This window comes from Pseudomonas sp. (assembly GCF_030150285.1).
GTDB lineage: Bacteria > Pseudomonadota > Gammaproteobacteria > Pseudomonadales > Pseudomonadaceae > Aquipseudomonas.
This window is the reverse complement of sequence record NZ_JASLGE010000023.1, coordinates 55,999-81,399: the sequence shown is the minus strand read 5'-3', so window position 1 is coordinate 81,399 and position 25,401 is coordinate 55,999. Positions and strand designations below refer to the sequence as shown.

Below are 25,401 nucleotides of genomic sequence, written 5' to 3'. Positions count from 1 at the left end.
GAGGCTGTCCCCGACGAACCATATCCCAGCCAAGGGCACCTTGTAATGTTCTGCAATAATTTTCAACATGCCAGGCTTGGGCTTGCGGCAATCGCAGCCTTCGTCCGGCCCGTGGGGGCAGTAGACCACCAGCCCCACCTCGCCGCCCTGCTCTGCCACTAACGCGCGCAAACGCGCGTGCATGGCCTCCAGGGTCGCGATGTCGTAGTAACCGCGGGCGATGCCGGACTGGTTGGTGGCGATGGCCACCGTCCAGCCGGCTTTGCTCAACTGCGCGATGGCCTCGATCGAACCGGGCAGCGGGATCCACTCCTCCACCGACTTGATGTAAGCGTCGGAGTCGTAGTTGATCACCCCGTCCCGATCGAGAATCAGCAGTTTCAATATGATCAGCCCAGTACGGAGATGTCGGCGATATTGATGAACAAGCCACGCAGGCGCGCCAGCATGGCGTAGCGGTTTTTGCGCACGCCAGCATCATCGGCATTGATCATCACCGCTTCGAAGAACGCATCCACCGGCTCACGCAAGGACGCCAGGCGCGCCAACGCTTCAGCGTAGTTACGCTCAGCGATCAGCGGCTTCACGGCGTTCTCGGCCTTGGCGATGGCTGAGTTCAGCGAGAACTCCTTGGCATCGGCAAACAGGCCCGGGTCGACTTCGGCAGTGCCGAGGTTGTCGGCCTTGCTCAACAGGTTCGACACGCGCTTGTTCACGGCGGCCAGGGCATCGGCTTCCGGCAGCTTGCGGAACGCTTGCACGGCTTGTACACGCTGGTCGAAGTCCAGTGCCGAACCCGGTTGCAGGGCACGTACCGACAGGTAGACGGAAACGTCCACGCCTTCGTCTTCGTAACGCGCACGCAGGCGGTCGAACACGAACTCCAGCACTTGCTCGGCCAGGCCGGCTTGCTTGACCTTGGTGCCGAACTGGCCGACGGCGAATACCACGGCCTGGGTCAGGTCGAGGTCCAGCTTCTTGTCGATCAGGATACGCAGCACGCCCAATGCCGCACGGCGCAGGGCATACGGGTCTTTGCTGCCGGTGGGCAGCATGCCGATACCGAAGATACCCACCAGCGTATCGAGCTTGTCGGCAATCGCCACAGCTGCACCCGTCAGGGTGGTCGGCAGTTCTGCACCGGCACCGCGTGGCATGTACTGCTCGTTCAGGGCCAGGGCGACATCGTCCGGCTCGCCGTCGTTGAGGGCGTAGTAGTAACCGGCAACACCTTGCATCTCAGGGAACTCGCCGACCATTTCGGTGGCCAGGTCGCACTTGGACAGCAAGCCGGCACGCGCAGCCCATGCGGCATCACCGCCAATACGTGGGGCAATGTAGGCCGCCAGCTTGGACACACGCACGGCCTTGTCGTAGACGCTGCCGAGTTTTTCCTGGAACACCACGTTTTGCAGGCGCAGGTTGAAGTCTTCCAGCTTCTGCTTCTTGTCTTGCTTGAAGAAGAACTCGGCGTCGGTCAGGCGCGGGCGCACGACTTTTTCGTTACCGGCGATGATCTGCTGCGGGTCTTTGCTTTCGATGTTGGCCACGGTGATAAAACGCGGCAACAACTTACCGTCCACATCCAGCAGGCAGAAGTATTTCTGGTTGTCCTGCATGGTGGTGATCAAGGCTTCTTGCGGCACATCGAGGAAACGCTCTTCGAACGAGCACACCAGCGGCACCGGCCATTCCACCAGGGCGGTCACTTCGTCCAGCAGGCTTGGCGGCACGATGGCGGTGCCTTCCTGCAGGCGGGCCAATTCTTCGGTGCGCTTGCTGATCAGCTCGCGACGCTCATTGGCGTCGGCCAGCACATAAGCAGCGCGCAGGTCGTTGAGGTAGTTGGCCGGCGAAGTGATACGCACGCTTTCTGGATGATGGAAGCGGTGACCACGGGACTCACGACCGGCCTTCTGGGCGAGGATGGTGCAATCGATGACCTGGTCACCGAGCAGCATCACCAGCCATTGGGTCGGACGCACGAACTCTTCCTTGCGCGCACCCCAGCGCATGCGCTTGGGGATAGGCAGGTCGTTCAGGGAGTCTTCAACGATGGTCGGCAACAGGCTGGCGGTCGGCTTGCCGGTGATGACCTGGCTGAAACGCAGTTTCGGGCCACTTTGGTCGATCTCGCTCAGCTCTACGCCACACTTCTTGGCAAAGCCAAGGGCGGCCTGGGTCGGGTTGCCGTCGGCATCGAAAGCTGCCTGACGCGGTGGGCCGTCCAGGTTGATGTTGCGGTCCGGCTGCTGGGTTTCCAGCGCGGTCAGCAGCACAGCCAGACGGCGCGGCGCGGCGTAGACTTTTTTGGCTTCAAACTTCAGGCCGGCAGTCTGCAGGCCTTTTTCGATACCGGCCAGGAACGCATCGGCCAGGGTATTGAGTGCCTTGGGTGGCAGCTCTTCGGTGCCCAGTTCAACCAGGAAATCTTGAGCACTCATTGTGCAGCCTCCAGCTTAGCCAACACTTCATCACGCAAATCCGGGGTTGCCATCGGGAAGCCCAGCTTGGCGCGAGCCAGCAGGTAGGCTTGGGCGACGGAACGCGCCAGGGTGCGCACACGCAGGATGTATTGCTGGCGCGCAGTAACCGAAATAGCACGGCGGGCATCCAGCAGGTTGAAGGTATGGGACGCCTTCAACACCATTTCATAGCTTGGCAACGGCAGCGGCTGGTCGAGTTCGATCAGGCGCTTGGCTTCGCTTTCATAGAAGTCGAACAGTTCGAACAGCTTGTCGACGTTGGCGTGTTCGAAGTTGTAGGTGGACTGCTCCACCTCGTTCTGATGGAACACATCGCCGTAGGTCACCTTGCCGAACGGGCCGTCAGCCCATACCAGGTCGTAGACCGAGTCCACGCCTTGCAGGTACATGGCCAGGCGCTCAAGGCCATAGGTGATCTCGCCAGTGACCGGGTAGCACTCGATGCCGCCGGCTTGCTGGAAGTAAGTGAACTGCGTCACTTCCATGCCGTTGAGCCAGACTTCCCAGCCCAGGCCCCAGGCGCCCAGGGTTGGCGATTCCCAGTTGTCTTCGACGAAACGAATGTCGTGCACCAGTGGGTCCAGGCCCACATGCTTGAGCGAGCCCAGGTACAGCTCCTGGAAGTTGTCCGGGTTGGGCTTCAATACCACCTGGAACTGGTAGTAGTGCTGCAGACGGTTCGGGTTTTCGCCGTAGCGGCCGTCAGTCGGGCGACGACTGGGCTGCACATAAGCGGCGTTCCAGGTTTCCGGGCCGATGGCCCGCAGGAATGTAGCGGTGTGGAAAGTGCCGGCGCCTACTTCCATATCGTAGGGCTGAAGTACCACACAACCTTGCTCGGCCCAGTATTGCTGGAGGGCGAGGATCAAGTCTTGGAAGGTACGCACTGCTGGCGTAGGCTGGCTCACAAATTCACCTGTTTCTTGGGCTGCGATTTAAAGAGCGGGAGTATACCCGATTCGGTCGCGCCACCACCTTTTGGAGCCTATATGCCACGTTGTTTCTGGTGTCCTGACGACCCGCTGTACGCGGCCTATCACGATCAAGAGTGGGGCGTGCCGTTGCGCGATGCGCATGCGCTCTTCGAGTTGTTATTGCTCGAAGGGTTCCAGGCCGGGTTGTCGTGGATCACGGTTTTGCGCAAGCGTGAGCACTATCGCAAGGTCATGTTTGGCTTTGATGCACAGCGCCTGGCGGTGATGACGGACGCCGAAATCGAGGCCTTGCTGCTGGATCCGGGGATTGTGCGCAACCGCTTGAAAGTGACCGGCGCGCGGCGCAATGCCCAAGCCTGGCTGGCGCTTGAAGACCCCGTCGACTTCCTGTGGTCGTTTGTGGGGGGCCAGCCCAAGATCAACCATTTCACCGAACGGCATGAATTCCCGGCGGTAACGCCCGAAGCCGAGGCCATGAGCAAAGGCTTGAAAAAAGCCGGGTTTACCTTCGTCGGCCCGACCATTTGCTACGCCTTCATGCAGGCCAGCGGCATGGTCATGGACCACGCCACCACGTGCGACCGCTACGCTGAGCTGTCTAAGGGCGGTTAAGATGCAGCCATGAACCCTGTAGTCGCTGCCAAAGGCTGCGATCGGGCCCAAAAGGGCCTTCAATAGCGGGCGCGCTGCGCAACCCATTGCAGCCTCGTGCGTCGTCAGCGACTACAGAATCATTTTGTCTGGAGTGGGAAAACCCTGTGGAAAAGTTTAAAGGTGCCTTGCTGGTCGGGGCTTTAAGAGTGTTTGCCATGCTCCCGTGGGGTGCGGTACAGCGCGTGGGTTCCGCTATTGGTTGGCTGATGTGGAAACTGCCCAACCGCTCCCGTGATGTGGTGCGGATCAACCTGGCCAAGTGCTTCCCGGACATGGACCCGGTCGCTCGTGAGCAACTGGTCGGCCAGAGCCTCAAAGACATCGGCAAAAGCCTGACCGAGAGCGCGTGTGCCTGGATCTGGCCCGCTCAGCGCTCCATCGATCTGGTGCGCGAAGTCGAAGGCCTGGACGTGCTCAAAGACGCCCTCGCCTCCGGTAAAGGTGTGGTCGGTATCACCAGCCACCTGGGCAACTGGGAGGTGCTTAACCACTTCTATTGCAGCCAGTGCAAACCGATCATTTTTTATCGCCCGCCCAAACTCAAGGCGGTAGACGAGTTGCTGCAAAAGCAGCGCGTACAGTTGGGCAATCGCGTGGCCGCCTCCACCAAAGAAGGCATCTTGAGTGTCATCAAGGAAGTGCGTAAAGGCGGTCAGGTGGGCATTCCGGCAGACCCTGAGCCGGCCGAATCAGCGGGTATTTTCGTGCCGTTCCTGGGCACGATGGCCCTGACCAGCAAGTTTGTACCCAACATGCTGGCGGGCGGTAAAGCGGTGGGGGTGTTCCTGCACGCGTTGCGCTTGCCGGACGGTTCGGGTTTTAAAGTGATCCTGGAAGCGGCCCCCGAGGCCATGTACAGCACCGACACAGCCACCTCGTGCGCCGCCATGAGCCAGGTGGTCGAGAAATATGTGCGGGCCTACCCGAGCCAGTACATGTGGAGCATGAAACGCTTCAAAAAACGCCCGCCGGGCGAGGCGCGCTGGTACTGACACGGCCTCCCGCAGGAGCGAGCTTGCTCGCGATCTTTCAAAAAGATCAAAAGATCGCGAGCAAGTTCCTACAAGAGCTTATCCAGCTTCTTCAGAAAGACGGTCATTTCTTTTTCGGCCTGTTTGTCGCCGTGCGCTTGGGCTGCGGCAATGCCCTGCTCCCATGCGCTGCGCGCTGCCGCACGTTCACCGGCGGCCAACTGTGCCTTGCCCAACAGTTTCCAGGCCGCGGAATACTTGGGGTCAAAGGCCACGCAACGTTGTAAATGCTCCGCCGCTTTGAGGTTATCCCCAAGGTCGAGGTAACCCTTGCCCAAGCCGAAGCGCAGCAGTGAGTTATCCACACCCTTGGCCAACATTTTTTCCAGTGACTCCAGCATCCGTGTCTCCTTAGAAGAAACTCAACCCTACGTGGAACAGCTTCTCCACGTCGCGAATGTGTTTTTTATCCACAAGGAACAAAATCACATGGTCGCCTGCGTTAATGACCGTCGCATCGTGGGCAATCAAGACTTCCTCGTCGCGAATAATCGCGCCGATGGTCGTACCCGGCGGCAAGTGGATATCGCCAATACTGCGGCCAATCACCTTGCTCGACTTTGAATCGCCATGGGCTATCGCTTCGATGGCCTCGGCGGCACCCCGGCGCAGTGAGTGAACGCTGACGATATCGCCCCGGCGCACGTGCGCGAGCAAGGTGCCGATGGTGGCCAGTTGCGGGCTGATGGCGATATCAATTTCCCCGCCCTGGATCAAATCCACGTAGGCCGGGTTGTTGATGATGGTCATCACTTTCTTCGCGCCCAAGCGTTTGGCCAGCAATGACGACATGATGTTGGCTTCGTCATCGTTGGTCAGTGCCAAAAACAGGTCCGCGTCGGCAATGTTCTCTTCGAGCATCAGGTCGCGATCCGAAGCACTGCCTTGCAACACCACGGTGCTGTCGAGGGTGTCGGACAAATACCGGCAACGCGCCGGGTTCATTTCGATGATCTTGACCTGATAGCGGCTTTCGATGGCTTCGGCAAGGCGCTCACCGATTTGCCCGCCGCCCGCAATCACGATGCGTTTGTAGCTCTCGTCCAAGCGGCGCATTTCGCTCATCACTGCGCGAATATTGCCCTTGGCCGCGATGAAAAAGACTTCATCGTCCGCTTCAATGATCGTATCGCCGCGTGGGGTGATGGGCCGATCCCGTCGAAAAATCGCCGCTACGCGGGTGTCCACATTCGGCATGTGTTCACGCAACTGGCGCAGTTGCTGGCCGATCAGCGGGCCGCCGTAGTAGGCCTTCACGGCCACCAGTTGGGCTTTGCCCTCAGCGAAGTCGATCACCTGCAAGGCACCGGGGTGTTCGATCAGCCGCTTGATGTAGTTGGTCACCACTTGTTCAGGGCTGATCAACACATCGACCGGAATCGCGTCGTTGTCGAACAACTCTTCACCGCGAGTCAGGTATGCCGACTCACGCACGCGGGCAATTTTGGTCGGGGTGTGAAACAGCGTGTAGGCCACCTGGCACGCCACCATGTTGGTTTCGTCGCTGTTGGTCACCGCCACCAGCATATCGGCGTCGTCGGCACCCGCTTGGCGCAGCACATTGGGCAGCGAGGCCCGGCCCTGCACCGTACGGATATCAAGACGGTCGCCGAGGTCACGCAGGCGGTCACCGTCAGTGTCGACCACGGTGATGTCGTTGGCTTCACTGGCCAAATGCTCTGCCAGCGTACCGCCGACCTGCCCTGCGCCCAGAATGATGATTTTCATGCCGTCAGCCTCAGTGCTCGGTTAGCCGCGAGCGGCGGCGATCTTGATCAGTTTGGCGTAATAGAAACCGTCGTGGCCGCCCTCTTGGGCCAGCAGTTGGCGCCCATGGGGTTGCTTGATGCCGAACGGCCCCGCGATATCCAGCTCGCGGGCTCCCGGAGTACGGGCGAGGAATGCTTCAACAACCTGAGTGTTCTCGGTCGGCAACGTCGAACAGGTCGCGTAGAGCAACACGCCCCCTACTTCCAGCGTAGGCCACAGCGCGTCGAGCAGTTCGCCCTGCAAGGTGGCAAGCGCCGCGATATCGTCCGGTTGGCGGGTCAACTTGATGTCCGGGTGACGGCGGATAACACCGGTCGCGGAACACGGGGCATCAAGCAGGATGCGCTGGAACGGCTTGCCGTCCCACCAGGTTGCCGTGTCGCGGCCGTCGGCGGCGATCAGTTCGGCGCTCAGGCCCAGACGCTCAAGGTTTTCACGCACGCGCACCAAACGCTTGGCTTCCAGGTCGACGGCCACCACGCCCGCCAACTGGGGCTCCACTTCAAGGATGTGGCAGGTCTTGCCGCCTGGCGCGCAGCAGGCGTCGAGTACACGCTGGCCCGGGGCCAGGTCGAGCAGGTCGGCGGCCAGTTGCGCCGCTTCGTCCTGCACACTGATCCAGCCTTCAGCGAAGCCCGGCAAGTTGCGCACATCGCACGCTTCGGCCAGCACGATGCCGTCCTGGCTAAAGGCACAGGGCTGGGCCTGGATACCCGCTTCGGTGAGCAAGTGCAGGTAGGCGTCGCGGCGGTGATGGCGACGATTGACGCGCAGGATCATGGGCGGGTGGGCGTTGTTGGCCGCACAAATGGCTTCCCATTGCTCAGGCCAGAAGGCTTTCAGCGACTTTTGCAGCCAGCGCGGGTGGGCCGTGCGCACCACCGGGTCGTGCTCCAGCTCGACCAGTAAGGCTTCGCTCTCGCGTTGGGCGTTGCGCAGTACGGCGTTGAGCAAGCCTTTGGCCCACGGCTTTTTCAGCTTGTCGGCACAGCCCACGGTTTCGCCAATGGCGGCGTGCGCCGGAATACGGGTGTAGAGCAGTTGGTACAGGCCTACCAGCAACAGCGCTTCAACGTCGGCATCGGCGGCTTTGAAGGGTTTTTGCAACAGCTTGTTGGCCAGTGCCGACAGGCGCGGCTGCCAGCGGGCAGTGCCAAACGCCAAGTCCTGGGTCAGGCCGCGGTCGCGCGCCTCCACCTTGTCCAGTTGCAGCGGCAACGAGCTGTTGAGCGATGCTTTGCCGTTCAGAACGGCGGTCAGTGCCTTGGCGGCGGCCAGACGCGGGTTCATTGGGCTGCGCCCAAAACAGTACCGACGGCGAATTGCTCACGGCGGCTGTTGAACACGTCGCTAAAGCTCAACGCTTTACCGCCGGGTAATTGCAGACGCGTCAGGCACAGCGCGCCTTCACCGCAACCGACGATCAGGCCGTCTTTGCTGGCCGCGAGAATCTGCCCCGGCTCGCCTTTGGCGTCCGCCAGGTGCGCGGCCAGCACTTTCAAGGCCTCGCCATTGAGCGTGCTGTGGCAGATCGGCCACGGGTTGAAGGCCCGAATCAGGCGCTCCAGCTCCACCGCCGGGCGGCTCCAGTCGAGGCGGGCTTCGTCTTTGTTCAGCTTGTGGGCGTAGGTGGCCAGTGCGTCGTCCTGCACCTCGCCCGGCAAGGTACCGGCGGCCAGGCCGGCGATTGCCGTGAGCACGGCGGGCGGGCCCAGTTCGGCCAAGCGGTCGTGCAGGCTGCCGCCCGTGTCGTTAGCGGTGATCGGCGTCACGGCCTTGAGCAGCATGGGGCCGGTGTCCAAACCCGCCTCCATGCGCATCACGGTCACACCGCTTTGGGCGTCGCCGGCTTCGATGGCGCGCTGGATCGGTGCCGCACCGCGCCAGCGTGGCAGCAACGAGGCGTGGCTGTTGATGCAGCCCAGGCGCGGAATATCCAGCACGACCTGCGGCAGGATCAGGCCGTAGGCCACCACCACCATCAAATCCGGCTTGAAGGCGGCCAGTTCGGCCTGGGCTTCAGGTGCGCGCAGTGTGGGCGGCTGCATGACGGGAATGTTGTGCTCAAGCGCGAGTTGCTTGACCGGGCTTGGCATCAGCTTTTGCCCACGCCCTGCCGGACGATCCGGTTGGGTGTAAACCGCGACGATCTCATAAGGGCTGTCGAGCAGCGCCTTAAGGTGTTCAGCGGCGAATTCTGGGGTGCCAGCAAAGACGATGCGCAGTGGCTCAGTCATGGATTACTCACTTGGAATGGGGGGGAGGCGGGAATAACCCTGTAGGAGCGCTAGCCTCGCGATCTTTTGATCTTTTTAAAAGATCGCGGGCAAGCGCGCTCCTACAGTGAGTCCGAGACAGGCGTAGGGTTATGCCGAGGATCAAACGTTCTGGCGGTGCAGTTTTTCCAGCTTCTTCTTGATCCGGTCGCGCTTGAGGTTAGACAGGTAATCGACAAACAGCTTGCCATTGAGGTGGTCGCATTCGTGTTGAATGCACACGGCCAGCAGGCCTTCGGCAATCATTTCGAACGGTTTGCCATCACGGCCCAGCGCGTTGATTTTGACGCGCTGCGGGCGGTCAACGTTTTCGTAGAAACCCGGAACAGACAGGCAACCTTCCTGGTACTGCTCCATTTCGTCGGTCAACGCTTCGAACTCGGGGTTGATGAAGACCAACGGTTCGCTGCGGTCTTCACTCAAGTCCATGACCACGATGCGCTTGTGCACGTTGACCTGCGTGGCGGCCAGGCCGATGCCAGGAGCCTCGTACATGGTTTCAAACATGTCATCGACCAACTGACGGACTTCGTCATCCACAACCGCCACGGGTTTGGCGATAGTGCGCAGTCGCGAGTCTGGAAATTCGAGGATGTTTAAAATGGCCATAAGTTTGATTGATGCACTGTGTGAAAGATTCATAAGTGGCTGGCGGGAGGTCCTGAGGACTCGGCACAGCCTGTGCAAAACGTCTCCTTCAGAGAGGGCCCGCCGGGGCTCTGGCGTTTCACGCGAACGCACATAATAAAGGGATTCACCCACGGATGAAACGACTTGTAGTCGCCCGGCGCGCAGGGCCACCTGCTGCCCTGGTGCGAGGCGTCGCATTTTGAAATCAATGCACGCCGCCGATGTGTAGCCGTGAACTAAGGTTGGGGTTCTGCACGTTTTTTCAAGGATTGATCAAGCGCGCAACCGGGCTTTACCCCCGGCTTCCAAACAACTTGTTAACAGACTTATCCACAGCTTGTTCCGGTCGAAACCGCGCCTGAACCGATCAAGGATGATCCCATGCCACTACCCGACATTTCCCCGGCCGAGCTGGAAGCCCGCCTGCGTTTACATCGCTTGCCCGAGCTGGGCCCACGCCGCTATTACACCCTGTTCAGCGCCTTCGGTTCGGCCTGCTCGGCGCTGAGTGCGCCAGCCAGCGCCTGGCGAGCGCTGGGCCTGCCTGCCGCGAGCTGCGACGCCCGGCGCAGCCCCGCTGTGCGCGACGGTGCCAGCGCTGCATTGCGCTGGCTTGAGGGCTGCAAGCAGCATGTGCTGTTGCATGACCAGGCCGATTACCCGGCGTTATTGAGTGAATTGTGCGACGCGCCGCCGCTGTTATTTGTGGCGGGTAGCCCTTCGATCATGGAAAAGCCGCAGTTGGCGATGGTGGGCAGCCGGCGGGCATCCAAGCCCGGTATGGACACCGCCGGCGCTTTTTCGCGGGCCCTGGCGGGTGCCGGTTTTGTGATCACCAGCGGGCTGGCGCTGGGCATTGACGGGGCCGCGCATCAGGGGGCTTTGGCCGTTGGCGGGCAGACCATTGGGGTGTTGGGCACAGGGCTGGAAAAACTTTATCCACAGCGCCACCGTGCCTTGGCTGAAGCGATGATTGAGGGAGGCAGCGCCGTGGTTTCGGAGTTCCCGTTGGACGCCGAGGCACAGCCGGGCAACTTCCCACGGCGTAACCGCATCATCAGCGGTCTGTCCCTGGGCGTGCTGGTGGTGGAAGCCAGTGTCGCCAGCGGCTCATTGATCACGGCGCGCCTTGCGGCCGAGCAGGGCCGTGAGGTGTATGCCATGCCGGGCTCCATTCACCACCCCGGTGCACGGGGTTGTCATCAATTGATTCGCGAAGGCGCGACCCTGGTTGAAACCGTCGAGCATATTTTGGAAGGCTTGCGCGGCTGGCGTTCGCTGCCGCTCCCCACCACCGAGCTGTTTACGCCAAGTGGTCACCCGTTAGTGCAACTGTTGCAGGCGGCACCCTACACCAGCGAAGGCTTGGCCAGCGCCAGTGGCTGGGAACTGCCCAAGCTATTGGCGGCGTTGACCGAGCTTGAGCTGGAGGGCCATGTGGTGCTGGAGAGCGGGCGTTGGTTTGCTCGACCCAGCTAAGTACACTGCGCGCAGTACTTTTTGGGAGATATTCGATGATCAGCACCTGGCGCGTCCAACAAGCGGCTCGAGCCATTCGGGCCGGCGCGGTGATTGCCTACCCAACCGAAGCGGTGTGGGGGCTGGGCTGTGACCCGTGGGATGAAGACGCGGTCGAGCGTTTGCTGGCGATCAAGTCGCGCCCTGTGGATAAAGGCCTGATTGTGGTGGCCGACAATATCCATCAGTTCGACTTTCTGTTTGAAGACTTCCCGCAGGCCTGGCTCGACCGGATGGCCAGCACCTGGCCGGGGCCCAATACCTGGCTGGTGCCGCACCAAGGCCTGCTGCCGGAGTGGATCACCGGTGCTCACGACACCGTGGCTTTGCGTGTCAGCGATCACCCGCTGGTGCGGGAGCTGTGTGCGTTGGTGGGGCCCATCGTCTCGACGTCAGCCAACCCGGCCGGTTTGCCGGCGGCCCGCACGCGGCTGAAAGTGGAGCAGTACTTTCGTGGAAAAATCGATCACGTCTTGGGCGGTAACTTGGGCGGGCGTAAAAACCCGAGCCTGATTCGTGATTTGGCGACCGGCAAGGTCGTGCGCCCCGCGTAAACCCTGGCAAAACCCCATAGGAGGGGCCGCCCCGTTTTCGCCTCCGTGGCACTGCGCAAAACCTGCGTTCGGCCTGCGTGGTTTAAGGGGGCCCTTTAGATCAAAAGCCAGATCAAAAGATCACGAGCAAGCTCGTTCCTACAAACGCTGCCATCCGTAGGAGCGAGCTGGCGGGTATTACGGCAGCAAAATGGTCGAGCCGGTGGTGCGGCGTGAGGACAGCTCAATCTGTGCCTGGTCGGCATCCTTCAGCGCAAAACGCTGGCTGATATCAACCTTGATGTCGCCACTGCGAATCATGGCAAACAGTTCATCCGCCATCGTTTGCAGGTTTTCGGCGCTGTTGGCGTAAGACGCCAGGGTTGGCCGGGTGACGTACAGCGAGCCTTTCTGCGACAAGATCCCCAGGTTGACCCCCGTCACGGCACCGGAAGCGTTGCCAAAGCTGACCATCAGGCCGCGCAGGGCCAGGGAGTCCAGCGAGGTCAGCCAGGTGTCCTTGCCGACGCCGTCATACACCACCGGCACTTTCTTGCCATCCGTCAGTTCCAGCACACGCTGAGCCACGTCTTCATGGCTGTAATTGATGGTTTCCCAAGCGCCCAGGGATTTGGCCAGTGCGGCTTTTTCGGGCGAGCTCACGGTGCCGATCAGCTTCACGCCCAACGCCTTGGCCCATTGGCAGGCAATCGAGCCCACACCGCCAGCCGCTGCGTGGAACAGAATGGTTTCGCCGCCCTTGAGTTCATAGGTCTGACGCAGCAAGTACTGCACCGTCAGGCCTTTGAGCATCACCGCCGCCGCTTGCTCGAATGAAATGTCTTCAGGCAGTTTCACCACGTTGGCGGCCGGCAACACATGCAGTTCGCTGTAGGCACCCAGCGGGCCAGTGCCGTAAGCCACGCGGTCGCCCACTTGCACGTTATGCACATCGCTGCCTACGGCGTCGACAACCCCGGCCCCTTCGTTGCCCAGCCCGGATGGCAGCTGCGCCAGCGGGTACAGCCCGCCGCGATAGTAGGTGTCGATAAAGTTCAGACCAATGGCCTGGTTGCGCACCCGCACCTGCTGCGGGCCCGGCTCAGCGGGGTGGAAGTCGACAAACTCAAGCACTTCAGGGCCGCCGTGGGCCTGAATCTGGATACGTTTAGCCATCTGCACAGTCCTTGCTGATTTTACGAGGGCTCTATCCAACGCTGAAGCGTGACCTTCGTCAACTGCGATGAGGCGGGGTGCGGTGTTATGCTAGCGGCCCTTTGCCGCCGGCCCCGCTACGAACGATGTGCCGCGTAGCTTTGACTTAATCTGGGTGATGTCATGACTACTCGCACCGAGGCTGTAAAAGCCTACCTGCTCGACCTTCAAGACCGTATTTGCAACGCTCTGGAAACCGAAGATGGCGGCTCGCGCTTCGTTGAAGATGCGTGGCAGCGCCCTGCCGGTGGCGGCGGCCGCACACGGGTCATTGAAAACGGCCATGTCATCGAGAAAGGCGGCGTTAACTTTTCCCACGTGTTTGGCAGCGGTTTGCCGCCGTCCGCCAGCGCCCATCGCCCTGAACTGGCGGGCCGTGGCTTTGAAGCGCTGGGTGTGTCGCTGGTGATCCACCCGCACAACCCGCATGTGCCTACGTCCCACGCCAACGTGCGCTTTTTCATCGCTGAAAAAGAGGGCGAAGAGCCCGTCTGGTGGTTCGGTGGTGGCTTTGACCTCACCCCGTACTACGCCGTTGAAGAAGACTGTGTGCACTGGCACCGCATCGCCGAGCAGGCCTGCGCGCCGTTCGGTGCCGACGTGTACCCGCGCTACAAGGCCTGGTGCGACACCTACTTCCACATCAAGCACCGCAACGAGCCTCGAGGCATCGGCGGCCTGTTTTTTGATGACCTGAATGCGTGGGATTTCGACACCTGTTTCGCGTTTATTCGTGCCATTGGCGACGCCTATATCGACGCGTACCTGCCGATCGTTCAGCGCCGTAAAGCCGATGAGTACACCGCCCAACAGCGTGAATTCCAGGAGTTTCGCCGGGGCCGCTACGTGGAGTTCAACCTGGTGTACGACCGGGGCACGCTGTTTGGTTTGCAATCGGGCGGCCGCACCGAGTCGATTTTGATGTCATTGCCACCCCAGGTGCGCTGGGGCTACGACTGGAAAGCCGAGCCGGGTAGCGCAGAGGCGCGCCTGACCGACTACTTCCTGCAAGACCGTGATTGGCTGGCCAACGCCTGATACCGCCCAAGGAGAGAGCCTGATGGACCGTTACGTTGTTTTTGGTAACCCGATTGGCCACAGCAAATCCCCGGTTTTGCACCGCCTGTTTGCTGAGCAAACAGGCCAGGTCATGCAGTACGACGCGTTGCTCGCCCCGCTGGATGACTTCGCCGGCTGCGCCAAGGCGTTTTTCCAGCAAGGGCGTGGTGCCAATGTCACGGTGCCGTTCAAGGAAGACGCCTACCGCCTGGCGGACCACCTGACGGAGCGGGCGCAACGGGCCGGCGCGGTCAATACGCTGAGCCAGTTGGCGGATGGCACGTTGTTGGGCGATAACACCGACGGTGCCGGTTTGGTGCGCGACCTCACGGTGAACGCCGGGTTTAGCCTCAAGGGCAAGCGCATCCTGATAGTGGGTGCCGGTGGCGCGGTGCGCGGTGCATTGGAGCCGCTCCTGCTCGAAGGGCCGGCGTGTATCACGGTCGCCAACCGTACAGTGGATAAGGCCGAATTGCTGGCAGAGCTGTTCAGTGATCTGGGCCCGGTGGTGGCCAGCGGTTTTGACTGGTTGTGCGAGCCGGTTGACCTGATTATCAACGCCACCTCGGCCAGTCTCGCAGGCGAGTTGCCCGCGATTGACAGCCGCTTGATTGAACCGGGCAAGACCTTCTGCTACGACATGATGTACGGCAACGAACCAACGCCCTTCTGCACATGGGCCCGTGAGCACGGCGCAGGTCAGGTCATGGACGGGCTGGGCATGCTGGCCGAGCAGGCGGCCGAAGCCTTTTACCTGTGGCGCGGCGTGCGTCCCGACACGGCTCCGGCCTTGGCCCAATTGCGCCACCTGCTGGCGCAATAAGCCGTTGTAGTCGCTGCCGAAGGCTGCGCGATGGACTGCGCAGCAGGCCTGTTGTGCGGCTCTTTTCGTCGCCCTTATGCTTTCCAGGAGGTGCTTATGCAACGTATCAAGGGCTATCACGCCCATGTTTATTTCGACGCGTCCACCTTGAGTCAAGCCCGTGCCTTGTGCGAAGAAGCCGCGCGGCTCTTTGACGTGCGAATGGGCCGTGTTCACGAACGCCCGGTTGGCCCGCACCCCGACTGGAGTTGCCAACTGGCCTTCGGACCCGAACTGATCGGGGTGGTGTTGCCATGGCTGGCGCTCAACCGCCATGGTCTCGTGGTGTTTATGCACCCCGATACCGGCCATGACCTGCTGGATCACACCGACCATGCGATCTGGATGGGCACGGTACGGCCTTTGGATTTGTCTGTTTTTTAAGCCAAGGGTCACGTCGACCATTTTTTTGATTATTTTTTTGCCCCCTTCATCGACCGTGCACCGTATTCGCCTCAGGGCGCTGATAGCCCCCGTGATAACGGCGGAACGTCGATCAGCGCCATGTGTCATACCTGTTCATGAGCTACCGTAAGACACGCGTAGCCCAGCGTGGCAATTAGTCCTAAACGCCCATCCATGTTTAACTTGAATGCTCGTTCAACTTAAAACGGTGGTCCGCTGCCCGCTCACAACAGGAGGTTTTCCTTTGCCGAGCCCGTCTTTTATCACTCTGTTTGACTGCGATGAGGTGCATCTTCGATGAGCGCGCCAGTGACGTCCGAGACGTCCTCAATCCGCATGAACCCGCCCGTGTTCTACTTTGCCGGGGCTGTCATTCTGGTCTTTGGCCTGGTGGTGATCGCCATGCCCACCGCGGCAGGTGAATGGCTATTGGCGGCGCAAAACTGGGCGGCCAATACGGTCGGCTGGTACTACATGTTAGCGATGACCCTGTATCTGATCTTCGTGGTCGTCACCGCCTTGTCCGGCTACGGCAAGATCAAGCTCGGTGCCGACCACGACGAACCCGAGTTCAGTTACCTGTCCTGGGCGGGCATGCTGTTTGCCGCCGGGATCAGCATCACGCTATTTTTCTTCTGTGTGTCCGAACCCCTGACCCATATGCTCAACCCGCCACAAGGCCCTGCCGGCAACGCCGAGGCCGCGCGTCAGGGCATGCAGTTGCTGTTTTTGCACTGGGGGTTGCACGGTTGGGGCGTGTTTGCGTTTGTTGGCATGGCGCTGGCGTACTTTGCGTACCGCCACAATTTGCCGCTGGCGCTGCGTTCGGCGCTGTACCCACTGATCGGTAAACGCATCAATGGCCCCATCGGCTATGCCGTAGACGGCTTCGGCATCATCGCCACGGTGTTCGGCCTGGGGGCTGACATGGGCTTTGGCGTGCTGCACCTCAACTCCGGCCTTGATTACCTGTTTGGCATGCCGCATACCCAATGGGTGCAGGTGGGCCTGATCACGTTGATGATGGGGGCTGCCATTTTGGTGGCCGTCGCGGGTGTGGACAAAGGCGTGCGGGTGATGTCAGACATCAACATGCTGCTGGCCTGCGCGCTGCTGCTGTTTGTGCTGTTTGCCGGGCCCACCCAGCTGTTGCTCAACACGCTGGTGCAGAATATCGGCGACTACCTGGGCTCACTGCCCAGCAAGAGTTTTGACGTGTACGCCTACAACGAGCCGAACGACTGGCTGGGCGGCTGGACGGTGTTCTATTGGGCCTGGTGGATCGCATGGTCGCCGTTTGTGGGCCTGTTTATTGCGCGCATTTCCCGGGGCCGTACCATCCGTGAATTCGTGTTTGGTGTGCTGCTGATTCCGCTGGGCTTCACCCTGGCGTGGATGTCGATCTTCGGCAACAGCGCCATCGATCAGGTGCTTAACCATGGCATGGTCGCCCTCGGGCAATCGGCTATCGACGACCCGTCGCGCACGCTGTACCTGCTGTTGGAAACCTACCCGTGGAGCAAAACCGTGATCGCCGTGACGGTGTTCATCAGTTTTGTGTTCTTCGTCACCTCGGCCGACTCCGGTACGGTGGTGCTGTCCACCCTTTCGGCGCGCGGCAACAACGCTGATGAAGACGGCCCGAAATGGCTGCGGGTGTTCTGGGGGGCAATGACGGCGCTGGTGACCAGCGCACTGTTGTTCTCGGGCAGTATCGATGCCCTCAAGTCCGCGGTTGTACTCACCTCATTGCCGTTCTCGCTGATTCTGCTGCTGATGATGTGGGGCCTGCACAAGGCGTTCTACCTGGAGTCACAAAAGAAAATCGCCCAGACTCACTCGTTGGCCCCGGTCTCTCATTCGCGCAGAGGCGGCTGGCGCCAGCGCCTGAGCCAGGCCGTGCACTTCCCGTCGCGTGACGAGGTGTACCGCTTTATGGACACCACCGTACGCCCGGCGATTGAAGAAGTGAGTGCGGTGTTCCGCGAAAAAGGCCTGAACGTCGTCACCCAACCGGACCCGGCCCACGACAACGTGAGCCTGGAAATCGACTACGGCGACGAGCACCCGTTTATCTACCAGGTGCAAATGCGCGGTTACTTCACGCCGTCTTTCGCCCGTGGTGGCATGGGGCCTAAAGAACTGCGCAACCGCCGTTACTACCGGGCTGAAGTGCACCTGGCCGAAGGCAGCCAGGACTACGACCTGACCGGCTACACCAAAGAGCAAATCATCAACGACGTGCTCGACCAGTACGAACGGCATATGCAGTTCTTGCACCTGGTGCGTTAAAACGCTGTAGGAGCAGCCGGTCGACGCTCGATTGCTCCTACAGTTTTGCCAAGCCGTTTCGGATCTTTCCCTGACCTGTGTGTGAGGCGGCTTCGTTGTGGGTGCAGCAAGGCTGCGACGTGTTTGGCGTGGTGGTGGTGCGCGAGCCTGTGCGGGCCGTTTAAACCAGCCCGCCGTTGGTGCGCAGCACTTGCCCGTTCACCCAGTCTGCCGCCGGGCTCACCAGGAATGAGACGACGCGGGCGATGTCTTCAGGCTGGCCCAGGCGTTCCAGGGGCGGCATTTTGCTGAATGCCTGGATTTGCTCTTCGGTCTTGCCTTGCAGAAACAAGTCGGTCGCCACCGGGCCCGGTGCTACGGCGTTGACCGTGATCTGCCGCCCCCGCAGTTCCTTGGCAAACACCTGGGTCAGCGATTCAACCGCCGCCTTGCTGGCGATGTACACCGCATAACCCGGCAGGTTCATGCCTACCGTGCTGCTGGAAAAGTTGACGATACGCCCCCCGTTGTTTAGCCGTGTGGCCGCTTCGCGCAGGGTGTTGAAGGTACCGCGGGTGTTGATGTTGAAGGTCTGGTCATACAGTGCGTCGCTGTGCTGGGCCAGCGGCATCACTTTGAGGATACCCGCGTTATTGATCAACACGTCGACCTTGCCCAGTTGCTGCTCGGCTTCATCAAACAACCGCGCTACGTCGGTGGCGTTGGCCACGTCTGCCTGCACGGCGATGGCCTGATGCCCCGCTGCGGTCAGTTCAGTGACTAGCGCATGGGCTTCGCCCGCACTGCTGGCGTAGTTGATCACGACGGCAAAACCGTCAGCGGCCAGTTGCCGGGCAATCACGGCACCGATACCGCGTGAAGCGCCGGTGATGATGGCGACGTTGGGGTGTGAAGTACTCATGGCAACACTCCGAAGTGGATAAGGCGTGGGGCTAGGTTCACATGTGTGGGTATCACAGATAAAGGTGCGAAATTAGATAGCTTTATTCGGATAAAACAAATAATGACGCCCCCGTAGGAGCGAGCTTGCTCGCGATCTTTTGATTTTTAAAAGATCGCGAGCACGCTCGTTCCTACATCAGGCATCACGTAGGCGTAGGGGCCGGGTCTTTGCTTTCCTTGATTTTGTACCAGGCCACGTACAGCGCCGGCAGGAACAGCAAGGTGAGCAAGGTGGCCGAGATAATGCCGCCGATCATGGCGTAGGCCATCGGCCCCCAGAACACGTCACGCGCGATAGGCACCATGCCCAGGCTGGCCGCGGCGGCGGTCAGCAAAATCGGCCGTCGACGGTGTTGGGTGGCTTGCATCACAGCGTGCCACGGGTCGAAGCCATCGCGTTCGTACTGGTCGATTTGGGTCACCAGAATCACCGAGTTACGCACGATGATGCCCACCAGTGCCAAAATTCCCAGAATGGCCACAAAGCCCATGGGCGTGCCGGTGGGCACCAACGCCAGCACCACGCCAATCAGGCCGAGGGGAGCCACGCTGACCACCAGGAACATCTTCTGCACACTTTGCAGCTGGATCATCAGGAAGGTGGCCATCAGGAACAGCATCAACGGTATGACCTGAGCGATCGGGCCTTGGGCCTTGGCACTTTGCTCCACCGTACCGCCGGTTTGCAGGGTGTAGCCCTGGGGCAGGTTGGCGGCGAACTTGTCGACTTCAGGCTTGAGCTGCGCGACCAGGTCGGTGGGTTGCATCGAGCCGCGTACCGAGGCCTTGAGGGTCAAGGTGGGGATGCGGTCACGGCTCCAGATCAACGGTTGCTCCAGCTCGTAACGCACGGTGGCAAACGCCAGCAACGGAATGGACGTGCCGCTCGGTGTGGTGATTTGCAGGTTGAGCAGGGTTTCCGGTGTGCCGCGTTCGCTGGCAATGGCGCGGCCGACGATGTTGATCAGGTAGATATCTTCTTTAACCTGGCTGACGGCGGCACCGCTGACGATGCTGTTCATCACCTGGGCCACGTCTTCGGAAGACAACCCGAACTGGCGCGCTTTGTCTTGGGCAATGTCGATGCGTAGCACCTTGCCCGGTTCGTTCCAGTTGAAGATGGTCTCGCCCACGTTGGGGTTGGCGTCGAGCACCGAGGCCAGGTCCAGCGAGTACTTGCGCACCAGGTCGATGTTATTGCCGCTCACCCGGTATTGCAGGGGTTGGCCCACGGGCGGGCCCAGCTCCAGGGTGTGGACAAAGCTGCCTACGCCCACGAAGTCTTCACGCAGGCGCTTGTTCAGGCGCTCCATCAAGGCGTCGCGGGTATCCAGCCCGGAGCTGACGATCACCAGTTGCGCGTAGAAGGGGTTTTGCAGTTGCTGGTCCAGGGGCAGGTAGAAACGAATCGCACCCTCACCGATATAGGAACTCCAGCGCACGATATCCGGGTCGTTTTTGAGTGTCTCCTCAAAGCGCTGCGTCACTTTCAAGGTTTCCTGAATCGAGGCGTTTTGCGGCAGGTTCAGGTCCACCAGAATTTCGGGGCGGTCAGAGGCCGGGAAGAACTGGTTCTGCACCAACCCCATGCCGAAAATCGACAACACAAACATCAACACGGTCGTGCCGATGGTCCACCAACGATTGCGCATGCACCACAGCAGGCCGGTATTGAAGGCCTGTGCCAACCGGCCCGGTTTTTCGGACTTGGGTTTGACCTTGGCGCGCAGGATATGCACGCCCAGCACCGGGGCAAACAGCACCGCCACGATCCACGACACCAGCATCGCCACCGCAATCACGGCGAACAGCGTAAAGGTGTACTCCCCCGCCGAGCTGTTGTTCAGGCCGATAGGCACAAAGCCCGCCACCGTCACGAGCGTGCCCGTGAGCATGGGAAAGGCCGTGGAGTGCCAGGCGAAGGTGGCGGCTTGCTCTTTGGTTTCGCCCAATTCAAGCCGCGTGATCATGATCTCCACGGTGATCATCGCGTCGTCCACCAGCAGGCCGAGGGCGATGATCAGGGCACCCAGCGAGACCCGCTGCATGGCGATGCCCGTGAACTCCATAAACACAAACACCAGCGCCAGCACCAGGGGGATTGAAATCGCCACCACCAGGCCTGCCCGCAAGCCCAGGCTGATAAAGCTGACCGCCAGTACGATCACCACCGCCTCAAACAGCGCGCTGGTAAACCCGTTGACGGCCACCTCAACCACCTGCGCCTGATCGGACACCATCTGCACGTCGACACCCACGGGCAACTGCGCGGTGAGTTCGTTGACGCGTTGCTGCAGTTCTTTGCCGAATTCTTGAATATTGCCACCGGCGTTCATGGCAATCGCTAGGCCGATGGCCGGTTTGCCATTGAAATGGAACATTGGGGCGGCCGGGTCGACATAGCCCCGGTTTATTTCGGCGATGTCAGATAGCCGGTAGAAACGGTCGTTGACCCGCAGGTTGACGGCTTCCAGGTCGGCCACGCTGTGGAACTGCCCGGAAGTGCGCACCGACATGCGCTCCGGCCCGGCTTCAATTACCCCGGCAGGCGTCACGGCGTTTTGCGCTTGCAGGCTTTCAAGAATGTGTTGTTGATCCAGGCCCAGAGCCGCGAGTTTGCGGGTTGAAAAGTTCAGGTAAAAGGTTTCGTCCTGCTCACCAATGGTCATGACCTTGCCGCGGTTGGGCACGTCACGAATGCCGGTGCGCACTTGCTCGACGTAGTCACGCAGCTGGCGCATGGTGAAGCCATCGCCGGTGAACGCGTAGATGGTGCCGTACACATCACCGAACTCGTCGTCGAACCCCGGGCCTTGAATGCCTTGAGGGAAGTCGCCGCGAATGTCCCCGATCTTTTTCCGCACTTCGTACCAGATGTGCGGGATGAGGTCCGCTTTGGTGGTGTCTTTCAAAAACACGAATACCGTGGATTCGCCAGGGCGGGTGTAGCTCTGCACGTAATCGAGGGTGTCCAGCTCTTCGAGTTTTTTCTCGATGCGGTCAGTGATTTGCAAACGGGTTTCATCAACCGTGGCCCCCGGCCATTTGGCCTGGATCACCATGGTTTTGATGGCGAAGCTCGGGTCTTCTGCGCGGCCCAGGTTGATGTAAGAAAAGATCCCGGCGACCACCGCCATAAACATCAAGTACCACACGAACGACTGGTGCTTCAGAGCCCACGCGGACAGGTTGAACTTCCCATTCATTGTGAGGCTTCCTTATCGAGATCGAGTCTGACTGTCTGTCCCGGGGTGAGGCTGTGCACCCCTGCGCTGACCACGTAGTCGCCGCGTTTCAAACCGCCTGCCAACAGCACGTTTTTGCCACGTTGGCGCAGCACGCTGACCTGTTGTGGGGTGACGGTGTGCGCCGTCTTATCAATGATCCAGACTTGCGTGCGGCCATCCACCTCTTGCAGGGCGGTCAGCGGGATTTTGAAGTGCTCGGCAATGGGGTAGCTGACGGTCACGCTGACCGAACTGCCCAGGCGGAAGGCCGCCGGGGTTTGGTCGAGGGTCAGGCGGGTGCGTCGGGTGCGGGTGGCGCTGTCGGCTTGTGGGGCGATTTCGCGCACGTGGGCGGCGGTGTTGACGTTCGGGTCGAGTTGCCCCGCCACGCGGAACTCAATGCCCGGCGGTAAGGCTTCGGCCAGTTGTCCCGGCAGGTCAATCACTGCTTCCTTGATTTCGGGGCGGGCCAGCGTGACCACTTCTTCACCGACGCTCACCACTTGGCCGGCCTCGGCCTGCCAGTGGGTAATCACGGCGTCATGATCGGCGCGCAGGTTGCAGTAATTGAGTTGGTCCTGGGCCTGGTTGACCGCGGCCTCGGCCTGCGTCACCGACGCTGCGGTGGTTTTAAGATCGGCTTGGGCCGTGTCCAGTTGCGCTTTTGCGCCCACGCCCCGGTCGAACAGCTCTTGCTGGCGACGTGCGTTGGCTTGGGCATTGATCAGTTGGGCGCGCACTTTGGCCAGGTCGCCTTGAGCGGCGCGCAGGTTATTTTGCTGATCGGTAGGGTCGAGGCTGGCCAGAATATCGCCCTCCTTCACCTGTGTGCCCACGTCGTGATAGCGCCGCACAATACGGCCGGGTACGCGAAACCCCAGCGTGCTCTCGTAGCGCGCTTCAATATTGCCGGCAAAGCGCCCCAGCTGATCGCTCGTTTGGGGCTGCGCCACGACATACAGCGCGGGGCGCACAGGCAGCGGTTCAGCGTGTTCTTCGGTGCAGCCGAGCAACAGCGCGCCGGCCAGCGGGGCAAGCCACAAGCGGTTGAGCAATGACCGGCTCATAATTGCGCCCCCTGTGCCGGGAGAGGCGCAATCTCAACCTTGATACCGGGGTGCAGCAACTGCCCGCCTGCGATCACGACACGTTCTCCATCCTTGAGGCCTTCGCTGACGATCACACTGCCGGTCAGGTAGCGTGCCACCTTGACCCGCTGCAAACGCACGATGCTGTTCTCGTCCGTGACCCATACGGCGGGCTCGCTGACGTCTTTGGTGAGGGCCGACCAGGGAAGCTCAATGCTGGGGCTGGGGGCCGGGGTGAGGTTGATGCTGACCACTGAGCCCAGGTTCATGCCTTTGGGCAACTCATCGAGCTGTACCTTGATTTGTAGCGTGCCGCTTTGAGCTGACACGGTGGGGGTGATTTCGCGGATCTGGCCTTTGACCTGGATGCTCGGATCGCTCAGCAAGGTGACGTGCACGGTGGGGTCTTTGGGCGGCTCAATGAACAGCGATTCATACACATTGAAGACCGCGTCGCGGGCCCCGTCGCGGGCCAAGGTAAACATCGGCATGGTGGCCTGCACCACTTGCCCGACTTCCGCCCGGCGCGCGGTAATAATGCCTGGGGCTTCGGCTTCCAACTGGCTGTAGCTCAGTTGCTCGCGGGCGTTGTCCAGTTGCGCCTGTGCGGCGGCAAGGGCGCTTTTTGCGCTCAGAAACGCGGCGTTGGCGGCGTCATATTCGCTTTGGCTGGTGTAGCCCTTGGGCAGTAGCTTTTGCTGACGAACATAGGCCTGCCCGGTTTGCGCCACTTGCGCTTTTTGCGCGGCCACGCTGGCTTGCGCCGTGCGTACCTGGATGTTCAAGTCTTTGGGGTCAAGGCGTGCCAGCACTTGGTTGGCCTTGATGTGATCGCCGACATCGACCGTGCGCTCGATCACCTTGCCGCCCACCCGGAATGACAACTGGGTCTCGACCCGGGCCTGAATGTCGCCACTGAGCAGAATGGGCGAAGCATATTCGCGGCTGCTGACCTGCTGCACATAGACGCGAGGCGATAATGGCTCCTTTGGGCTTTCCTTTCCGCACGCGGTTAACAGCACCAGCAAGCTCAAGCCCAAAACCCCTGTGTTTCGTGGACCCACCATGCATGCTCCTTTGCCTGATGCTGATTTAACATTTAGAAACGCTTGATAGCGTAGATCAGGGATCCTAGTCCGTGGCGTTCTATGTGCCAACCGCGATTCAGTGTAAAAACGGGTGTAGGCGGCGATATAAATGCCAGAGCGTGATGCGCTGCCCATCGTGACCTGCCCCCGTGACGAAAAAAGAGGCTAGCCCATGCTAACGACCCTCGCTGTGGCCAATTACCGCTCGATCAACCAGTTGGTGATTCCGCTGGCCCGGCTCAACCTGGTGACGGGCCCTAATGGCAGCGGTAAATCCAACCTGTACCGGGCCTTGCGGCTGTTGGCCGAAACCGCCCAGGGCGGGGTCATCAATGCCCTGGCCCGTGAAGGCGGGCTGGAATCGACGTTCTGGGCCGGGCCGCACACTCTTTCGCGCGGTATGCAGCGCGGTGAAGTCGATATCACGGCCACCGTGCGCCAGGACACCAAACGCCTGCGGCTGGGTTTTGCCGCAGAGGACTTCAGCTATGCCATCGCGCTGGGCTTGCCGATCCCGGAGCGCTCGGCGTTTGCCCTCGACCCGCAAATCAAGCATGAAAGCCTCTGGGTGGGCCCCTACTACCGCCCGGCCAGCGAACTGGTGGAACGCAAAGGCCCGATGATTCGCGCCCGTGAAGGGCGCAGCTGGCAGGTGCTGGTGCAACACGCACCGATGTTCGACAGCCTGTTTGATCAGATCGGCAACCTGAACACCTCCCCTGAAGTGGTGCGCCTGCGCGAAACCATTCGGGGCTGGCGATTTTATGATCACTTTCGCACCGACCCCGAAGCGCCTGCGCGTCAGCCGCAACTGGGCACTCGCACCCCGGTGCTGCACCACGACGGCCGAGATCTGGCGGCGGCCTTGCAAACCATCCTTGAATTGGGCGACCCCGAAGCCTTGCACCGCGCGATCAGCGATGCGTTTCCCGGTGCCCGCCTGGACATCAACGTGATGCCCGGCGGCCGGTTCGGCATTGAGTTCTATCAGCACGGCTTATTGCGGCCCTTGTCGGCGGCAGAATTGTCGGATGGCACCTTGCGCTACCTGCTGCTGATTGCGGCGCTGCTGACCTCACGGCCGCCCACCATGATGGTGCTCAACGAACCGGAAACCAGCCTGCACCCCGATTTGCTGCCGGCCTTGGCGCGGTTGATCATTCAGGCGTCGCAGCACACCCAAGTGTGGGTGGTGTCCCATGCGCGGCGGCTGATTGCCGCGCTGCAGCAAGACCCCGAATGCAATTGCATCGTGCTGGAGAAAAACCTCGGCCAGACCGAAGTGGTGGGCCAGCGGTTGCTGGATCAACCGGCATGGCACTGGGCCGACACTTAAACCGTGCGCCATAAAAAACGCCGACGCGGTGTGAGCCGTCGGCGTTTTCAGTGA

At 60.9% G+C, this 25,401-nt stretch carries 22 protein-coding genes; 9 read left to right on the top strand and 13 right to left on the bottom strand.

Annotated elements, in window-relative coordinates; genetic code table 11:
* From gmhB to glyQ, 3 genes are all read right to left on the bottom strand, one after another.
* Positions 1–390 (bottom strand): D-glycero-beta-D-manno-heptose 1,7-bisphosphate 7-phosphatase (gmhB, locus tag Q1W15_RS04265; RefSeq protein ID WP_300723451.1); only part of this gene is annotated, 390 nt, incomplete at its 3' end.
* The gene (gene glyS / locus Q1W15_RS04260; RefSeq protein ID WP_300723411.1) at positions 390–2,444 is read right to left on the bottom strand and encodes a glycine--tRNA ligase subunit beta; all 2,055 of its coding nucleotides are present in this window, start codon (positions 2,442–2,444) and stop codon (positions 390–392) included. The genes glyS and gmhB, both read right to left, overlap by 1 nt.
* The gene (gene glyQ / locus Q1W15_RS04255; RefSeq protein ID WP_003187265.1) at positions 2,441–3,394 is read right to left on the bottom strand and encodes a glycine--tRNA ligase subunit alpha; all 954 of its coding nucleotides are present in this window, start codon (positions 3,392–3,394) and stop codon (positions 2,441–2,443) included. Before glyQ ends, glyS begins: the two co-directional genes overlap by 4 nt.
* 81 nt (positions 3,395–3,475) lie before the next feature.
* Here glyQ and Q1W15_RS04250 point away from each other — a divergent pair, with 81 nt between their 5' ends.
* Both Q1W15_RS04250 and Q1W15_RS04245 read left to right on the top strand, forming a co-directional pair.
* A complete protein-coding gene (locus Q1W15_RS04250; protein WP_300723396.1) occupies positions 3,476–4,033 on the top strand; it encodes a DNA-3-methyladenine glycosylase I in 558 nt (185 codons plus the stop codon).
* A gap of 146 nt (positions 4,034–4,179) precedes the next feature.
* Positions 4,180–5,067 carry a lysophospholipid acyltransferase gene (locus tag Q1W15_RS04245; RefSeq protein ID WP_300723384.1) on the top strand — a complete coding sequence of 296 codons (888 nt, stop codon included), beginning with the start codon at positions 4,180–4,182 and terminating at the stop codon, positions 5,065–5,067.
* A gap of 68 nt (positions 5,068–5,135) precedes the next feature.
* Here Q1W15_RS04245 and Q1W15_RS04240 read toward each other — a convergent pair whose 3' ends face one another.
* The 5 genes from Q1W15_RS04240 to def all read right to left on the bottom strand — a co-directional run bounded on the left by Q1W15_RS04240 (position 5,136) and on the right by def (position 9,761).
* On the bottom strand, positions 5,136–5,447 hold the full coding sequence (locus tag Q1W15_RS04240) for a hypothetical protein (protein WP_300723370.1): 312 nt from the start codon (positions 5,445–5,447) through the stop codon (positions 5,136–5,138).
* Between the two features lie 10 nt (positions 5,448–5,457).
* Positions 5,458–6,834 (bottom strand): Trk system potassium transporter TrkA, encoded by a 1,377-nt coding sequence (gene trkA / locus Q1W15_RS04235; protein ID WP_300723355.1) that lies wholly within the window; start codon positions 6,832–6,834, stop codon positions 5,458–5,460.
* A gap of 21 nt (positions 6,835–6,855) precedes the next feature.
* Entirely contained in the window at positions 6,856–8,166 is a 1,311-nt protein-coding gene (gene rsmB / locus Q1W15_RS04230; protein ID WP_300723346.1) for a 16S rRNA (cytosine(967)-C(5))-methyltransferase RsmB, read from the bottom strand.
* The gene (gene fmt / locus Q1W15_RS04225; protein WP_300723313.1) at positions 8,163–9,113 is read right to left on the bottom strand and encodes a methionyl-tRNA formyltransferase; all 951 of its coding nucleotides are present in this window, start codon (positions 9,111–9,113) and stop codon (positions 8,163–8,165) included. The genes rsmB and fmt overlap by 4 nt, the downstream gene beginning before the upstream one ends.
* 141 nt (positions 9,114–9,254) lie before the next feature.
* Entirely contained in the window at positions 9,255–9,761 is a 507-nt protein-coding gene (def, locus tag Q1W15_RS04220) for a peptide deformylase (RefSeq protein WP_300723303.1), read from the bottom strand.
* A gap of 402 nt (positions 9,762–10,163) precedes the next feature.
* Between def and dprA the strand changes: the two genes are divergently transcribed.
* On the top strand, positions 10,164–11,261 hold the full coding sequence (gene dprA, locus Q1W15_RS04215) for a DNA-processing protein DprA (protein ID WP_300723291.1): 1,098 nt from the start codon (positions 10,164–10,166) through the stop codon (positions 11,259–11,261).
* A 35-nt stretch (positions 11,262–11,296) separates the two neighbouring features.
* Positions 11,297–11,854 carry an L-threonylcarbamoyladenylate synthase gene (locus tag Q1W15_RS04210; RefSeq protein ID WP_300723273.1) on the top strand — a complete coding sequence of 186 codons (558 nt, stop codon included), beginning with the start codon at positions 11,297–11,299 and terminating at the stop codon, positions 11,852–11,854.
* Between the two features lie 177 nt (positions 11,855–12,031).
* Here the strand turns inward: Q1W15_RS04210 and Q1W15_RS04205 are convergent, their stop codons facing one another.
* Positions 12,032–13,009, bottom strand: coding sequence for an NADPH:quinone reductase (locus tag Q1W15_RS04205; RefSeq protein ID WP_300723245.1), 978 nt, complete (start codon positions 13,007–13,009; stop codon positions 12,032–12,034).
* 162 nt (positions 13,010–13,171) lie between these two features.
* Here Q1W15_RS04205 and hemF point away from each other — a divergent pair, with 162 nt between their 5' ends.
* The 4 genes from hemF (at position 13,172) to betT (ending at position 17,666) form a co-directional block, all read left to right on the top strand.
* Positions 13,172–14,086 (top strand): oxygen-dependent coproporphyrinogen oxidase, encoded by a 915-nt coding sequence (hemF, locus tag Q1W15_RS04200; RefSeq protein WP_300723230.1) that lies wholly within the window; start codon positions 13,172–13,174, stop codon positions 14,084–14,086.
* 22 nt (positions 14,087–14,108) lie between these two features.
* Positions 14,109–14,930: a shikimate dehydrogenase gene (aroE, locus tag Q1W15_RS04195; protein ID WP_300723218.1), complete on the top strand. Its 822-nt coding sequence runs from the start codon at positions 14,109–14,111 to the stop codon at positions 14,928–14,930.
* Between the two features lie 96 nt (positions 14,931–15,026).
* The gene (locus tag Q1W15_RS04190; RefSeq protein WP_300723207.1) at positions 15,027–15,353 is read left to right on the top strand and encodes a DOPA 4,5-dioxygenase family protein; all 327 of its coding nucleotides are present in this window, start codon (positions 15,027–15,029) and stop codon (positions 15,351–15,353) included.
* Positions 15,354–15,671: 318 nt separating this feature from the next.
* Entirely contained in the window at positions 15,672–17,666 is a 1,995-nt protein-coding gene (gene betT, locus Q1W15_RS04185; RefSeq protein ID WP_300723192.1) for a choline transporter BetT, read from the top strand.
* A gap of 160 nt (positions 17,667–17,826) precedes the next feature.
* Here the strand turns inward: betT and Q1W15_RS04180 are convergent, their stop codons facing one another.
* The 4 genes from Q1W15_RS04180 to Q1W15_RS04165 all read right to left on the bottom strand — a co-directional run bounded on the left by Q1W15_RS04180 (position 17,827) and on the right by Q1W15_RS04165 (position 23,990).
* Positions 17,827–18,567, bottom strand: coding sequence for an SDR family oxidoreductase (locus Q1W15_RS04180; RefSeq protein WP_300723180.1), 741 nt, complete (start codon positions 18,565–18,567; stop codon positions 17,827–17,829).
* Between the two features lie 184 nt (positions 18,568–18,751).
* Positions 18,752–21,814, bottom strand: a complete 3,063-nt coding sequence (locus Q1W15_RS04175; protein WP_300723164.1) for an efflux RND transporter permease subunit — start codon at positions 21,812–21,814, stop codon at positions 18,752–18,754.
* Entirely contained in the window at positions 21,811–22,902 is a 1,092-nt protein-coding gene (locus tag Q1W15_RS04170) for an efflux RND transporter periplasmic adaptor subunit (protein ID WP_300723152.1), read from the bottom strand. The genes Q1W15_RS04175 and Q1W15_RS04170 overlap by 4 nt, the downstream gene beginning before the upstream one ends.
* Positions 22,899–23,990, bottom strand: a complete 1,092-nt coding sequence (locus Q1W15_RS04165) for an efflux RND transporter periplasmic adaptor subunit (protein ID WP_300723135.1) — start codon at positions 23,988–23,990, stop codon at positions 22,899–22,901. Before Q1W15_RS04165 ends, Q1W15_RS04170 begins: the two co-directional genes overlap by 4 nt.
* A 193-nt stretch (positions 23,991–24,183) precedes the next feature.
* Between Q1W15_RS04165 and Q1W15_RS04160 the strand changes: the two genes are divergently transcribed.
* Entirely contained in the window at positions 24,184–25,347 is a 1,164-nt protein-coding gene (locus Q1W15_RS04160) for an AAA family ATPase (RefSeq protein ID WP_300723121.1), read from the top strand.
* The last annotated feature ends 54 nt before the right edge of the window (positions 25,348–25,401 follow it).

Coding starts and splice junctions, on each gene's coding strand:
- Q1W15_RS04250 (WP_300723396.1), top strand. CDS start 3,476: ATGCCACGTTGTTTCTGGTGTCCTGACGACCCGCTGTACGCGGCCTAT.
- Q1W15_RS04175 (WP_300723164.1), bottom strand. CDS start 21,814: ATGAATGGGAAGTTCAACCTGTCCGCGTGGGCTCTGAAGCACCAGTCG.
- Q1W15_RS04205 (WP_300723245.1), bottom strand. CDS start 13,009: ATGGCTAAACGTATCCAGATTCAGGCCCACGGCGGCCCTGAAGTGCTT.
- betT (WP_300723192.1), top strand. CDS start 15,672: ATGAGCGCGCCAGTGACGTCCGAGACGTCCTCAATCCGCATGAACCCG.
- Q1W15_RS04210 (WP_300723273.1), top strand. CDS start 11,297: ATGATCAGCACCTGGCGCGTCCAACAAGCGGCTCGAGCCATTCGGGCC.
- trkA (WP_300723355.1), bottom strand. CDS start 6,834: ATGAAAATCATCATTCTGGGCGCAGGGCAGGTCGGCGGTACGCTGGCA.
- def (WP_300723303.1), bottom strand. CDS start 9,761: ATGGCCATTTTAAACATCCTCGAATTTCCAGACTCGCGACTGCGCACT.
- Q1W15_RS04190 (WP_300723207.1), top strand. CDS start 15,027: ATGCAACGTATCAAGGGCTATCACGCCCATGTTTATTTCGACGCGTCC.
- glyS (WP_300723411.1), bottom strand. CDS start 2,444: ATGAGTGCTCAAGATTTCCTGGTTGAACTGGGCACCGAAGAGCTGCCA.
- fmt (WP_300723313.1), bottom strand. CDS start 9,113: ATGACTGAGCCACTGCGCATCGTCTTTGCTGGCACCCCAGAATTCGCC.
- rsmB (WP_300723346.1), bottom strand. CDS start 8,166: ATGAACCCGCGTCTGGCCGCCGCCAAGGCACTGACCGCCGTTCTGAAC.
- Q1W15_RS04160 (WP_300723121.1), top strand. CDS start 24,184: ATGCTAACGACCCTCGCTGTGGCCAATTACCGCTCGATCAACCAGTTG.
- Q1W15_RS04240 (WP_300723370.1), bottom strand. CDS start 5,447: ATGCTGGAGTCACTGGAAAAAATGTTGGCCAAGGGTGTGGATAACTCA.
- dprA (WP_300723291.1), top strand. CDS start 10,164: ATGCCACTACCCGACATTTCCCCGGCCGAGCTGGAAGCCCGCCTGCGT.
- Q1W15_RS04165 (WP_300723135.1), bottom strand. CDS start 23,990: ATGGTGGGTCCACGAAACACAGGGGTTTTGGGCTTGAGCTTGCTGGTG.
- hemF (WP_300723230.1), top strand. CDS start 13,172: ATGACTACTCGCACCGAGGCTGTAAAAGCCTACCTGCTCGACCTTCAA.
- Q1W15_RS04170 (WP_300723152.1), bottom strand. CDS start 22,902: ATGAGCCGGTCATTGCTCAACCGCTTGTGGCTTGCCCCGCTGGCCGGC.
- aroE (WP_300723218.1), top strand. CDS start 14,109: ATGGACCGTTACGTTGTTTTTGGTAACCCGATTGGCCACAGCAAATCC.
- Q1W15_RS04180 (WP_300723180.1), bottom strand. CDS start 18,567: ATGAGTACTTCACACCCCAACGTCGCCATCATCACCGGCGCTTCACGC.